Genomic DNA, 13037 nt, shown 5'->3' on the forward strand with positions numbered 1-13037 from the left:
TGCTTTTGATCTTTGCGCTCAAGACAAATATCAAATGCCAATCCCTCTATTTTTCCGCACAACCCGAACCCCGACACTGCGCTCCATCCCAACCTCTACCGGAGTGCCTTCATGCCCATTGCCTTGCTCGCGCTGACCCTCAGCGCTTTTGCCATCGGGACGACCGAGTTCGTCATCGTTGGCCTGTTGCCGACCATCGGCGCCGATCTCGGCGTCAGCCTTCCCTCCGCCGGCCTGCTGGTCAGCCTGTATGCACTGGGCGTGGCCATCGGCGCGCCGGTGCTGACCGCGCTCACCGGCAAAGTCCCGCGCAAACTGTTGCTGCTGTCGCTGATGGTGCTGTTCACCCTCGGTAACCTGTTGGCCTGGCTGGCGCCGAGCTATGAATCGCTGGTGCTGGCACGGATCGTCACCGGTCTCGCCCACGGCGTGTTCTTTTCCATCGGTTCGACCATCGCCACCAGTCTGGTGCCGAAAGAAAAAGCCGCCAGCGCGATTGCGATCATGTTCACCGGCCTGACCGTCGCACTGGTGACCGGGGTGCCACTGGGCACGTTCATCGGTCAGCACTTCGGCTGGCGGGAAACCTTCCTCGCGGTATCGGCGCTGGGTGTGATCGCGTTCATCGGCAGCCTGATTTATGTGCCGAACAACATCGCCCACAGTAAACCGGCGTCGCTGCTGCAACAGTTGCAGGTGCTGAAACAGCCGCGCCTGCTGCTGGTGTATGCGATGACGGCCATCGGTTACGGCGGCTCGTTCATTGCCTTCACTTTTCTGGCGCCGATCCTTCAAGACATTTCCGGTTTCAGCGCCAGCACCGTCAGCCTGGTGCTGCTGGTCTACGGGGTGTCGGTTGCGATCGGCAATATCTGGGGCGGCAAACTGGCCGACAAACGCGGGCCGATCAGTGCGCTGAAAATCATCTTCGCCCTGCTCGCTGCCGTGCTGTTCGTGCTCACCTTCACCGCCGGCAATCCATGGCTGGCCTTGGCCACGGTGCTGGTCTGGGGTGCCGTCGCGTTCGGCAACGTGCCGGGGTTGCAGGTGTACGTCGTGCGTCAGGCCGAACACCACACGCCGCATGCGGTGGACGTGGCCTCGGGACTGAACATTGCCGCGTTCAACCTGGGGATTGCCGGTGGTGCGTGGGGTGGCGGTTTGATCGTCGAGCACATCGGCCTGATTCACACGGCGTGGATCGGTGGTCTGGTGGTGCTGGTGGCGTTGGCGCTGACCGCATGGAGCGGACGTCTGGATCGCCTCGGCCCGACCTACGCCGAAAGCACCTCACGCGTCGCCGCCGGGCACTGATCCAAAACAAATCCCTTGTCGAGGGGGATCTTGTGGGAGGGGGCTTGCTCCCGAAAGCAGTGGGTCAGTTTGCATCAATGGCGACTGATACCCCGCCTTCGGGAGCAAGCCCCCTCCCACATTGGTTGTGCTGTTTTCAAGAATGTACCGTCCGTAATGCCGTCGAAACTTTCCCGAACCGCGCGCAGTCATCAAAAGACAGCGGCAACACGAGGGTTTTCGACGGGAGGGCGGCATGGCAACGATTCATATCGGTATTTCTGGCTGGCGCTACGCCCCGTGGCGCGGGGATTTCTACCCGAAAGGACTGGCGCAGAAGCGCGAATTGCAGTTCGCTTCGCGGGCAGTCAACAGCATCGAAATCAATGGATCGTTCTACGCCCTGCAACGGCCCGAACGCTATGCCCAGTGGTACACGGAGACGCCAGACGACTTCGTTTTCAGCGTCAAGGCGCCGCGTTTCATCACCCACATTCGTCGCTTGCGCGAGATCGAAAAACCGCTGGCGAATTTCTTCGCCTCGGGGGTGCTGGAACTCAAGGAAAAACTTGGCCCGATCCTTTGGCAATTTCCGCCCAACTTCAAATTCGACGCCGAACGCTTCGAACATTTCCTCGCTCTGCTGCCCCACAACACAGAAGCGGCCGCCGCCCTCGCCCGTCAGCACGACTCTCACCTGCACGGTCACGCCAGCCTGAAGGCGTACGGCAAGAAACCACTGCGCCACGCCGTGGAAATCCGCAACGACAGTTTCATCGACCCTGACTTCGTGCGCTTGCTGAAACGCCACAACACTGCACTGGTAATCGCCGACACCGCCGGCAAATGGCCGTATCGCGAAGACCTCACCAGCGACTTCGTTTACCTGCGCCTGCACGGCGCCGAAGAACTCTACGCCAGCGGTTATACCGCGCCAGCGCTCAAACGCTGGGCAGAACGGATCGACGCCTGGCACCACGGCCAGCAACCGAAAGACGCGCACTTGATCGCCCCTCGCGTGAAGCCCCGGGCGCGAAAGTCCCGTGAGGTGTTCTGCTATTTCGACAACGACATCAAAGTCCGCGCGCCCTTCGACGCCCGCGATCTGCTGCAGCGTTTTGGCCTTGATCAACACCTCGCCACCATCCCCGGCGAACCCGCTGGCGAAGGGGTGCTGGCATGAGCATTCCAGAGCCGGTCGGCTTTACCGATGAAGGCGCCGAAGTCGCCTCATCCGTGCGCACTTTCACCGTGCTGACGGTCAACACCCACAAGGGTTTCACCGCGCTCAACCGGCGTTTCATCCTGCCGGAACTACGTGAAGCGGTGCGCAGTGTCGCGGCCGACGTGGTGTTTCTGCAGGAAGTCCACGGCACCCACGAGCACCATCCCCAGCGTTACGACAACTGGCCGAAGATGCCGCAATACGAATTCCTCGCCGACAGCCTCTGGCCGCAGTTCGCCTACGGACGCAACGCGGTGTACCCGGAGGGCGATCACGGCAATGCGTTGCTGTCGAAATTCCAGATTATTCGTCACGACAATCTCGACGTGTCGATCAGTGGCCACGAGAACCGCGGTCTGCTGCATTGCGTACTGCGCTTGCCGGGCGACGGCGTCGAAGTGCATGCGATCTGCGTGCATCTGGGGCTGCGCGAAAGCCATCGCAATGCACAACTTGACCTGTTGATGCAGCGCCTGGCCGAACTGCCGGATGACGCGCCGGTGATCGTCGCCGGCGACTTCAATGACTGGCGCCAGCGCGCCGATGCGCAACTCAAACCCTGCGGACTGCGCGAAGTGTTCGCCGAGCATCAGGGCAAACCGGCGCGCAGTTTTCCCGCGCGCCTGCCGACGCTGCGGCTCGACCGCATCTACGTGCGCAACCTCAAGGCCCGTCAGCCAAAAGTGTTGGCGAATCGGCCCTGGTCCCACCTTTCTGACCACGCACCGTTATCGGTGGAGATCGAACTATGAGCAGTGCGCCGCTGGAGAAATCCGCCGTGGAACCGATCAGCATCACCCCGCCGATACGCGAACCCGGCCCCGTCGATGTCGAGTACCGTTGGCAGGGCAACAACCGTGTCGAGTTACTGGAAAACGGTGAGGCATATTTCCCTCGAGTGTTCGCCGCGATGCGCGCGGCGAAAAGTGAAATTCTCCTGGAAACCTTCATCGTCTTCGAAGACAAGGTCGGCCTCGAGTTGCAGCAGATTCTGATCGACGCCGCGCAGCGGGGTGTGCGCACCACGGTCAGTCTTGACGGGTTCGGCTGTGGCGAGTTGAGCACCGGCTATCTGACGGCGCTGAGCGCCGCCGGCGTGCATCTGCAAATGTTCGATCCGGCGCCGAAACACCTGGGCTTTCGCACCAACTGGTTCCGCCGTCTGCACCGCAAGATTGTCGTGGTCGACGGCCTGGTCGCGTTCATTGGCGGGATCAACTTTTCCGGCGATCACCTGGCCGATTTCGGCCCGGAAGCCAAGCAGGATTACGCAGTCGAAGTGCAGGGGCCGGTGGTCGCCGACATCCATCATTTTGCCCTGCTGCAAAGCGGTCGCCCGGGGCGCGCGAGGTTCTGGTGGCAACGGCGCCGACAACGCCGTGCGGAAATGGCCTTCGACGATCACGACGGTCAGGTGCGACTGGTGTTTCGCGACAACGACCGGCACCCCACCGATATCGAAGACGTGTATTTGCAAGTGCTGCGCCGGGCAAAACGGCGGGTGGTGATTGCCAACGCGTACTTCTTCCCCGGCTACCGTTTGCTGCGCGAGATCCGCAACGCAGCACGGCGTGGCGTAGAGGTGCGCCTGATTCTGCAGGGGCAGCCAGACATGCTGGTGGCCAAACTCGCGGCCCGCATGACCTACGATTATTTGCTCAAGGCTGGCGTGCAGATTCACGAATATTGCCAGCGCCCGTTGCACGGTAAAGTCGCGCTGGTGGACGAGGAATGGAGCACGGTCGGCTCGAGCAATCTCGATCCGCTGAGCCTGTCGCTGAACCTCGAAGCCAACGTGCTGATCCGTGACCGCGCCTTCAACCAGCAACTGTTCCAGCGCCTCGAAGACCTCAGCGAAAATCACTGCAAAGCCATGGATGCGGGCAAGTCGCCGCGCGGACGTATCTGGCACATGACCGTGGGCTTTCTGGTGTTCCACTTTCTGCGGCATTTTCCGGCGATGGCCGGTTGGCTGCCGGCGCACAAACCGAGGCTCAAGCCGTTCCGAGGTGACCGCTCATGAGCCATACCGAAGCACACCCGGCCAGCCATTCGGCGCCCACGGCTCACTCGAAATGGCGCCGCTGGAAACGCCCGCTGACGCTGCTGTTTTTCCTCGCCCTGATCGTGTTGCTGACGATGTTCGCCACGCGCATCGAATGGACGGAGGTGCTGCAAACCCTCGCCGACTTCAAAGTACGCACACTGATCATCGCCTCCAGCGTGACGCTGCTGAGCTTTCTGACCTACGCCAGTTTCGACCTGATCGGCCGCACCTATATTCGCCAGGATCTGACCTGGAAACAGATCCTGCCGGTGGGCATCATCAGCTACGCGTTCAACCTCAATCTCAGCGCCTGGGTCGGCGGGATCGCCATGCGTTATCGCCTGTATTCGCGACTCGGCGTGAGCAAGGGCAACATCGCCAAGATTCTCGGCCTGAGTCTGGCAACCAACTGGTTCGGCTACATGACCATCGCCGGCGTGGTATTCAGCAGTGGTCTGGTGAGCATGCCGCCGGGTTGGAAAATCAGCACCACGGCGCTACAAGGCATCGGTGTGCTGTTACTGCTGATCAGCGCCGGGTATCTGGCGGCGTGCCGGTTTTCCAGACGCCGTGAATGGTCGATTCGCGGGGTGGAAATCAATCTGCCGTCGGTGCGCATGGCGGTGCTGCAATTGCTGCTTGGCGCCTTGAACTGGTCGCTGATGGCGGCGGTGATCTTCACGCTGTTGCCGAGCAAACTCGACTATCCGTTGGTGCTGGGCGTCTTGTTGATCAGTGCGATTGCCGGCGTCATCACGCACATTCCCGCGGGCCTTGGCGTACTCGAAGCGGTGTTCGTGGCGCTGCTGCAACACGAAGCGTCGCGGGGCAGTCTGGTGGCGGGGTTGCTGGCGTATCGGGCGATTTATTTTCTGTTGCCGCTGCTGATTACCGTGGTGATGTATCTGGTGGTCGAAGCCAAGGCCAAAGCGTTGCGGATCGAGAAGAAACCGTCCTGATGCCGATGTTGACGCTACCGCCCTCTTCGCGAGCAAGCCCGCTCCCACAGGTTGAACGCATTCCAAATAGTGTGAGCGGCTTGCTCGCCAAGGCGTCAGCGAAACCACTACAACCTATGAAGACTGGATAATGCTCAAGCGCTCACCGACGACCATTTCGGTAATCCAGTCCACCAGAATCGACGTGTAAGCCTGCTGCGAAACCGGGTCACTTAACGCGTGATCGGCACCATCGATGATCCGGTGCGTCAGCGAGTGCGTCTGCTGACACGCCGCGCGGTAACTCATGATCGCCGCGTGCGGCACGTAGTCATCGGTTTCCGATTCCACCAACAACACGTCGCCGGTGAATTGCGAACAGGCGTGCAGTGCACGATTGCTGTCAGCGCGCACCAGTGTCGCTCGATAGTCACGCAGGTCGGCCTTGTCCAGATCGCGTTTGGGCGTGTGCCATTGCTCGTCGCGATACAACGCCGGCACGCGCAGCGCCAGCCAGCGCACCGGACGCAACGACGTCAGAATCGAGGCGAGGTAACCACCGTAACTGGTGCCGACCACGGCGATGGCCGAGGTGTCCAGCGCCGGGTGTGCGAGCAGTCGATCGTAGGCCGCCAGCAGATCGCGCAGGTTGTCTTCGCGCGTGACCCGGCTCAGAGGAATACCAGTGCCGCCCGTGTGCCCGCGCAAGTCGAAGGTCAGGCACACACATCCGAGACCGGCGATGCCTTTGGCGCGTTCCAGGTCGCGCTCTTGACTGCCGCCCCAGCCATGCACAAACAACACGCCTGGGACTTTCGATTTGGGACTGAGAAACGTCCCGCTCATCTGCTCGTCATCAATGTCGATTTGAATGCTTTCGCTTCTAGCCGTCATAGGATTTGACCGTTACGTATTTGAGGAGGAAGTCGCTGTTTTCGGCCGGGCCGCGATACACCTCGATGGCGTCCGCCGGCAACGGCTGATCGATGTAGGTTTCCACTGATGACACGCGAATCGCAGGCATTGCCGGATCGTTGAGAAAGCTCTGCAACGCCGCCACTTCAGCACTGCTCGCCCCGCCCATGCGCCACGACTGCTCAAGCACACCACTGCGTGGCTTGCCGTTGCTGTCCAGGCCCTGGGCGATGTCGTAATTGCGTCGCGAGGCGTAGAAGCGCGGGTAGGCTTCATCGGCGGCGCTGTCGAAAACCTGCGCTTGCCCAATGGCCAGACGCACGTCGTCGGGCAAATCCAGCGCCAGCAGGTCGTCGTATCCGCCCTGCACCACCAGCAGATTCGAACCGCCATAAACCTCTTCGCCGTGGGCGTCCCTGGTCAAGTATTGATCACCGCAGTAGCTCAGCACTTTATCGCCGATGAATGACTGGCCGACGCTGTGGGTGACGACGTCGCTCAAGTCCTGTTCCAGCACGACACCTGCGCTGAACTGTTTTGCGCTGTCGGGCCGTGCGAGGACTTCGTCGAACGCGTCGAGGCTTCTGATGACTTCCTGACCACGCCCTGCACAGGCATGAATCGGTTTCATGCGGATCGGGCCGCTGTACAACAGGTGCTCGGCGGCAAGGCGCGCATCCTCCAGCGAAAATACGCTGAGGCCGTCGAGCACGACGTTGCGCACTCGTTCGCAGAACAGCGGTGACCAGCCTTTCGGTGCGTGGGCCAGATGACTGCGTAAACCGTGGCTGATGGCTTTGGTGCAGATGAAGTCGTGCTCGACGAATCCGCCCCACAGGTCATCCGGGCCTTTGATGCCCAACGCATGGGCCTGGGTGGCGCCGACGATAGTTTGCGTCGGCAACAGATAGAGGTCGCGCCCGCGATGCTTATCCGCGTCGTAACTGCCGCCGAATTTGCAGCCAAGAATCTGCGCCAGCCAACGGGCCAGGGCTTTATTGGTCTGCACTTCATGCTGCGGTGCGCCGGCGCGCACCGAATGGGCGACGACTAGTTTTTTGCTCGCTATCGGGGTCATGCGTCCCCCTTCCATCGGTTCGATGACTGTAGCGATGAAAGGTGCAGAGATCAGGCCAACAGGCGCGGCGGGAAAAACTTCGGCGAATCAGAAACTTGCCGAAATCGTGCTGGCATCACGCCTGTTTCAATCTGCACGACGGCCCGCAAACCTACGGCAAATTGCACGATCCCGGCCTCATATAATGCTTTTGTGGGAGGGGGCTTGCTCCCGAAAGCGGTGTATCAGTCGACATCTATATTGACTGAGATAGCCTCTTCGGGAGCGAGCCCCCTCCCACTCAAGTAATCGGTGTTTTCCCGAGCGGGCTCACGCCAAACCGGCTTCGGTAATCACTGGGTGCAAGCCCCGTGACTTTCTTGAAGATCGCGCGAAATGCCCCCGGGTCCTGATACCCCACACTCCACGCGATGTGGTCGATAGTGCCGTTGGTGAACTCGAGCATTTCCCGCGCCTTGCCCACCCGCAGGTGCTGGCAATACTCGGTCGGTTTCAACCCGGTCGCCGCGCGAAATCTGCGCAGAAATGTGCGTTCTTCCAGTCCTGCTCGCTCAGCCATTGCGGTCAGTGAGACATCGGTTGCGCCGGTACTTTGCAACCAGTGCTGAACCTTGAGAATCGCGGCGTCACCATGCCCGAGAATCGGCGCGAAATTACTGCCGCAGGCACTGGCGCTGTCGCTGTGTTCCACCACCAGAAATCGCGCGGTGCCGGTGGCGATGCTCGGCCCCAGTAGACGGTCGACCAGACGCAACCCCAGCTCTGACCAGGCCATCAGTCCAGCCGTGGTGATCAGGTCGCCGTCATCGACAATCGGCGTATCTGCCTTGAGTTTGATCTTCGGGTATTGCTCGGCGAAGGCCTTGGCCGACGTCCAGTGCGTGGTGGCGCTGCGGCCATCGAGCAGACCACTTTCGGCCAGCAGCAGCGACCCCATGCAAACGCCGCCAAGAGTCGCACCGCGAGCATGCTGATCACGCAGCCATTGCGCCAGGCGGGCAGGCATTTGCGCTGCAGAAAAGCCACCAATGGACGGTGGAATCAACACCGCCAGCAAATCGCTTTCGGCGCCCGCCGAACTGGCATAAATCCGCGCTGGCGGTTGATCGCCTTCAACCTGCCAATGACTGACCCGCAGAACCGGCAAGCGCGCGGCCTGATGCTCGGCGGCGATGCGGTTGGCCACCGCAAACAGGTCGGTCAGACCATGCACCGCGGCCATCTGCGCACCGGGGTAAATCAACACACCGAGTTCAACGGTGGCCGCTGTTTCTGCGCCCATTGTCAGTTTTCCCCTGTCTATTGTCGGTGCGGCCAATCCTCACATCGCCGGGCAGCGTCAATACTGAAGCCACTTCCAGCCAATCCATCGAGGACACACCCATGGCCAAGCAAGCGCTCATCGTAGTCGATATCCAGAACGACTACTTCCCCCAAGGCAAGTGGCCGCTGGCCGGTGCCGACGCCGCTGCCGACAACGCCGCCCGGTTGATCGCGGCCTTCCGTGAAACGGGTGAATCGGTGGTGCATATCCGCCATGAATTCACCTCGGCGGATGCGCCGTTTTTCACCCCCGGTTCCGACGGCGCCAAGCTGCATCCGAAGGTACTCAACCGCGCCGACGAACCTGTGGTTCTCAAGCATTTCGTCAATTCGTTCCGAGAAACCGAATTGCAATCGATCCTTGATGAGCAAGGCATCAAGGAATTGGTGGTGGTCGGCAGCATGAGCCACATGTGCGTCGACGGCATTACCCGCGCGGCGGCCGATCTGGGTTATGCCGTCACAGTGATTCACGATGCCTGCGCCAGCCGTGATCTGGAATTCAATGGCCTGACCGTACCGGCCGCTCATGTTCACGCTGCATTCATGTCCGCACTGGGCTTCGCCTACGCCAGCGTGGTGTCCACGGACGAATTCCTCACACGCTGACGCATCGGGAAACACCTTGGAAAACCATCGGCCCGCGACGTTGCGGGCCTTTTTCATGGGCACGAAAAAATCTCACGCGTGAGTCATTGATGGCACTTTGAATTGGTTGTAGTGTGGCCCACGCGTGAGATGTTCATAACGGAGTCATTGCCATGAAAAGCCGCTCCCCCAACGTTGCGTCAGAGAGCCCAAAGGGAGAGCGCTCGAAACCGTCCGCGAAAAAGCCGTCGAGTTTTTACATGAAACAGATGCGCGCGGGCCTGGCTGCCGCCGGATATGTGAAACACGAAACTTGGGTGCTTCCGGAAAACCGAAGCTTGCTCAAGCAAATGGAGCAACAGCTACGCCAACCGATTCTGGCTGGCTCTTTCATGTCGGAGAATTACATGAGCGCAGGCAACAACTGGAACATCGATAGCCTCTTCAACGCCCTCAAGGCACTGGACGAGGTGGCTTCGCAAGAGATCACGCTGTCTCTGATCCAGAGCTCCGAACCCAGCATCAAGCTGGAAATGAACGAATTCGGCGGCCTGCCGATTCACATCGCCCTGGCCGGCGCACAAATCATCGTCGACACCGTGCTGGTCGACATCGATTCGATCACCGACGTGCGCGCCTTCAACGACGCCGTACTGCGCAGCCGGGAAATGTTCCCGCTGTCGTCGATCGGCATCGAGTCGATGCCCAACGGCCAGACCGTTTACAACATGTTTGGCGCCCTCAGCGCCGACTCGAGCCTGACCAACGTCGTCACCGAGGTGAAAACCCTGGTCGATAACGTGCAGCGCGCGAGCGAAGCCTTCGAACACTTCTTCAAGTAATCAACAGGGAATATCCAATGACTCAGTCCATCTGGAGCAAGTTGTTCACCGCACTGCGCGGCGGCGCCAATGAAGTCGGCGAAGCCATCGTCGATCAACAAGCCCTGCGCATCCTCGATCAGGAAATCCGCGACGCCGACACCGCGCTGTCGAACGCCCGTCGCGAACTGGTCACCATCATGGCCAAGCACAAACTGTCCGCCGACCGCGTCAGCGAGTACGACGCCAAGATCAAGGATCTGGAAGCCAAGGCGGTTGCCGCCCTGAACGCTGGTCGTGAAGACCTGGCGATGGAAGTGGCCGAAGCGATTTCGACCCTGACCAACGACCTCACCGCTGAAAAAGCCCAGAGCGACGAATTCGGCACCTACGCTGAAAACATGCGCAAAGACATCAACAAGGCCGAAGCGCGGATCAAAAGCCTGCGCCAGCAAGTGGACATGGCCAAGGCCCGCGACAGCGTGCAAAAAGCCCAGGTCAGCGCTTCCATTGCCAGCGGCGGCGCCAACGGCAAACTGGAGACAGCGGTCGGTACGCTGAACCGTCTGCAGGAAAAGCAAAAGCAACGCGCTGCCGAGCTCAACGCCCAGGACGAACTGGCCGATGCTTCGAGCGGCAACGACCTGGAACGCAAACTGCGCGACGCCGGCATCACGCCGAACGAAGGCAGCGCCAATGCGATTCTGGAGCGTCTGAAGCAGAAGTCCGCTCAGTAAGCGTTCACACAAAACCTGTGGGAGCGGGCTTTTGTGGCGAGGGGATTTATCCCCGCTGGGCTACGCAGTAGCCCCAAAATCGACAGATGCGGAAACCAGGCACACCGCATGCGATGATTTTGGGGCAGCTACGCTGCCCAACGGGGATAAATCCCCTCGCCACAGAGCCCGCTCCCACATGGTTTGTGGCGTGTCGTTGATCGTTCAGACCGGTACACTAGCCACGCTTTTTTCGCCGACGAACACCTCCACCCGCTTCAAGGAACGTACCCATGGGATGGTTTAAAGATTTGCTGGGCACCAGCAACTGGCAGACCGCTGCGCCAACGCCGACCGTTGCAAGTGGCCCACTCGGGATGGCGCAAGGCAAAGCCGTCAGGTTCGACTCGACGCTGGGCTTGCTGCTCGACGGTTCGACAACGGTGCGGGTGCCGTTCGATCAAGCGATCTGGAGCGCTGGCTGGGTCGACCTTGGCCAATCCAACAAACTGCACCGCTACTACATGAACGATGAGGATTTCTGGGTACAAATCCACGTCACTGGCGACGACCAGGTTGAATCGGTCACGCTGTTCAACTACCTCAGTTACGTGACCGTCAACAGTGACGCCGAACTGCAGCGCCTGGCTGGCCCCAACAGTTTGATCGGCCTGCCGACCTACTCCCATGAAGGTGTCAAATACACCCGCGAGTGGGGCACCGAGCAAGGCCAGACCGAGCTGGTGCCGATGACCGAGCAAGTGGTCAACCCGGAAGAGTCTTACACCATCGAACACCATTCAATGCTTTACGCCCGCGAGACCGGCCTGACCGATCGCCGCGAGCTGCTGCTGTTCTCCGTCGAACAGGACGAAGAAGGCACCGTCAGCCTGAGCACCTCGCTGGGCATTTCGTTGTACACGACTGATCTGAGCACCATTTAAAAAGGAAGTTTTTCATGCTGGAAGTGCTGGCCGTTTCCCTGAACAAGACCGCGCTGGTCGGTTTCGTTGTTTACCTGATCGGCGCTGTATTGCTGTTCATGCTGTTTCAGTTCGTCTACACGCGCATCACCCCGCACAAGGAGTTCGAGCTGATCCGCTCGGGCAACGTCGCCGCCGCGATTGCCCTGGCCGGTGCGATCATCGGTTTCGCCATTCCGGCGAGCAACGTGATCGCTTTCTCGGTCAACGTCCTCGACTTCGTACTCTGGGCGGTGATTGCTGCGGTTGTGCAATTGTTGGCGTTCCTCGCTACCGGTCTGGTGCTCAAAGGCACGTCCCAGCGCATCGCCAACGGTGAAATCGCTTCCGGCATTTACGTCGCAGCGGTCGCGATCAGCGTCGGTATGCTCAACGCTGCGTGCATGACACCGTCCAACTGATCGGCAGGAAGCCTTTAGATGAAACGAAGCAAATACGTTCAGTTGTCCCTCGCCGCCTCGGTGGCCATGGCCATCTCCGGCGAAGCGGCAGCGGTGGATCAGCCACGCAACTTCCAGAGCGTTGAACAGTGCGTCGATGCCGAAGTGGCCGCCGATATCTGCTCGAATGCCTACGTCGCGGCACTGACCGAACATCGACGCATCGCTCCGGCGTATGACGACAAGGCCAAGTGCGATGCAGACTTTGCCGCCGACTGGTGTCAGAAAAATTCCGACGGCCGTTTTGTGCCAAAACTCAGCGGTTTCAAAGTGCCGCAGAACGGTGAAACCACGCAGAATCTCGACGCCATCGCCAATGCGCAGATGCCGGCAGGCGACGCGACAGCCGCACAGAATGTACAAAGCACCTCCCACACGTCGAGTGGCGGCGGTAACGGCTGGTTGACTGGCTGGCTGATCGGCAATGCGATGAGCAACAACGCCAACCGCACGGTTTACCGTGATCGCGATACTCGCCAGACCTACAACACCTCGACCCAGTACCGCAAAATCGAGAGTGCGCCGCGCAGTCAACCGGATTACGAGAGCAGCAAAAGCAAACCGGTGAACGTGGCCTCGTCGACGTCCCGCGGTGGCTTCGGCAGTCAGTCCAGCGCCCGTAGCGGTTGGGGTGGATGGGGCAGCAGTTCCGGTCGTTCGAGCAGCTGAC

Annotated in this window: 14 protein-coding genes; 11 read left to right on the plus strand and 3 right to left on the minus strand. The window is 60.4% G+C overall.

Annotation, left to right across the window (positions count from 1 at the left end; genetic code table 11):
• Positions 1 to 111: 111 nt before the first annotated feature.
• The 5 genes from F2P67_RS02465 (at position 112) to F2P67_RS02485 (ending at position 5524) form a co-directional block, all read left to right on the plus strand.
• A complete protein-coding gene (locus F2P67_RS02465; RefSeq protein WP_166216919.1) occupies positions 112 to 1314 on the plus strand; it encodes an MFS transporter in 1203 nt (400 codons plus the stop codon).
• Between the two features lie 235 nt (positions 1315 to 1549).
• Positions 1550 to 2476 carry a DUF72 domain-containing protein gene (locus F2P67_RS02470; RefSeq protein WP_166216922.1) on the plus strand — a complete coding sequence of 309 codons (927 nt, stop codon included), beginning with the start codon at positions 1550 to 1552 and terminating at the stop codon, positions 2474 to 2476.
• Positions 2473 to 3270: an endonuclease/exonuclease/phosphatase family protein gene (locus F2P67_RS02475; protein WP_166216925.1), complete on the plus strand. Its 798-nt coding sequence runs from the start codon at positions 2473 to 2475 to the stop codon at positions 3268 to 3270. The genes F2P67_RS02470 and F2P67_RS02475 overlap by 4 nt, the downstream gene beginning before the upstream one ends.
• Positions 3267 to 4541 carry a cardiolipin synthase ClsB gene (gene clsB, locus F2P67_RS02480; protein WP_166216928.1) on the plus strand — a complete coding sequence of 425 codons (1275 nt, stop codon included), beginning with the start codon at positions 3267 to 3269 and terminating at the stop codon, positions 4539 to 4541. Before F2P67_RS02475 ends, clsB begins: the two co-directional genes overlap by 4 nt.
• Positions 4538 to 5524, plus strand: a complete 987-nt coding sequence (locus F2P67_RS02485; protein ID WP_166216931.1) for a lysylphosphatidylglycerol synthase domain-containing protein — start codon at positions 4538 to 4540, stop codon at positions 5522 to 5524. The genes clsB and F2P67_RS02485 overlap by 4 nt, the downstream gene beginning before the upstream one ends.
• Before the next feature lie 114 nt (positions 5525 to 5638).
• Here the strand turns inward: F2P67_RS02485 and F2P67_RS02490 are convergent, their stop codons facing one another.
• The 3 genes from F2P67_RS02490 to F2P67_RS02500 all read right to left on the minus strand — a co-directional run bounded on the left by F2P67_RS02490 (position 5639) and on the right by F2P67_RS02500 (position 8778).
• Positions 5639 to 6397, minus strand: a complete 759-nt coding sequence (locus F2P67_RS02490; RefSeq protein ID WP_166216934.1) for an alpha/beta hydrolase family protein — start codon at positions 6395 to 6397, stop codon at positions 5639 to 5641.
• Positions 6387 to 7496, minus strand: coding sequence for a DUF3182 family protein (locus tag F2P67_RS02495; RefSeq protein WP_166216937.1), 1110 nt, complete (start codon positions 7494 to 7496; stop codon positions 6387 to 6389). The genes F2P67_RS02490 and F2P67_RS02495 overlap by 11 nt, the downstream gene beginning before the upstream one ends.
• Before the next feature lie 280 nt (positions 7497 to 7776).
• Positions 7777 to 8778, minus strand: coding sequence for a GlxA family transcriptional regulator (locus F2P67_RS02500; protein ID WP_166216940.1), 1002 nt, complete (start codon positions 8776 to 8778; stop codon positions 7777 to 7779).
• A 101-nt stretch (positions 8779 to 8879) separates the two neighbouring features.
• Here F2P67_RS02500 and F2P67_RS02505 point away from each other — a divergent pair, with 101 nt between their 5' ends.
• The 6 genes from F2P67_RS02505 (at position 8880) to F2P67_RS02530 (ending at position 13036) form a co-directional block, all read left to right on the plus strand.
• Positions 8880 to 9428 (plus strand): cysteine hydrolase family protein, encoded by a 549-nt coding sequence (locus tag F2P67_RS02505; protein ID WP_166216943.1) that lies wholly within the window; start codon positions 8880 to 8882, stop codon positions 9426 to 9428.
• A 239-nt stretch (positions 9429 to 9667) separates the two neighbouring features.
• Positions 9668 to 10249 carry a YjfI family protein gene (locus F2P67_RS02510; RefSeq protein WP_238547068.1) on the plus strand — a complete coding sequence of 194 codons (582 nt, stop codon included), beginning with the start codon at positions 9668 to 9670 and terminating at the stop codon, positions 10247 to 10249.
• Positions 10250 to 10266: 17 nt separating this feature from the next.
• Positions 10267 to 10965 (plus strand): PspA/IM30 family protein, encoded by a 699-nt coding sequence (locus tag F2P67_RS02515; RefSeq protein WP_166216949.1) that lies wholly within the window; start codon positions 10267 to 10269, stop codon positions 10963 to 10965.
• Between the two features lie 272 nt (positions 10966 to 11237).
• Positions 11238 to 11888 carry a DUF2491 family protein gene (locus F2P67_RS02520; protein ID WP_166216952.1) on the plus strand — a complete coding sequence of 217 codons (651 nt, stop codon included), beginning with the start codon at positions 11238 to 11240 and terminating at the stop codon, positions 11886 to 11888.
• Positions 11889 to 11902: 14 nt separating this feature from the next.
• Positions 11903 to 12328, plus strand: coding sequence for a DUF350 domain-containing protein (locus F2P67_RS02525; RefSeq protein ID WP_016983572.1), 426 nt, complete (start codon positions 11903 to 11905; stop codon positions 12326 to 12328).
• 18 nt (positions 12329 to 12346) lie between these two features.
• Positions 12347 to 13036 (plus strand): DUF1190 domain-containing protein, encoded by a 690-nt coding sequence (locus F2P67_RS02530; RefSeq protein ID WP_166216955.1) that lies wholly within the window; start codon positions 12347 to 12349, stop codon positions 13034 to 13036.
• The last annotated feature ends 1 nt before the right edge of the window (position 13037 follow it).

Origin of the sequence: Pseudomonas atagonensis, from assembly GCF_011369485.1 — a bacterium.
GTDB lineage: Bacteria > Pseudomonadota > Gammaproteobacteria > Pseudomonadales > Pseudomonadaceae > Aquipseudomonas > Aquipseudomonas atagonensis.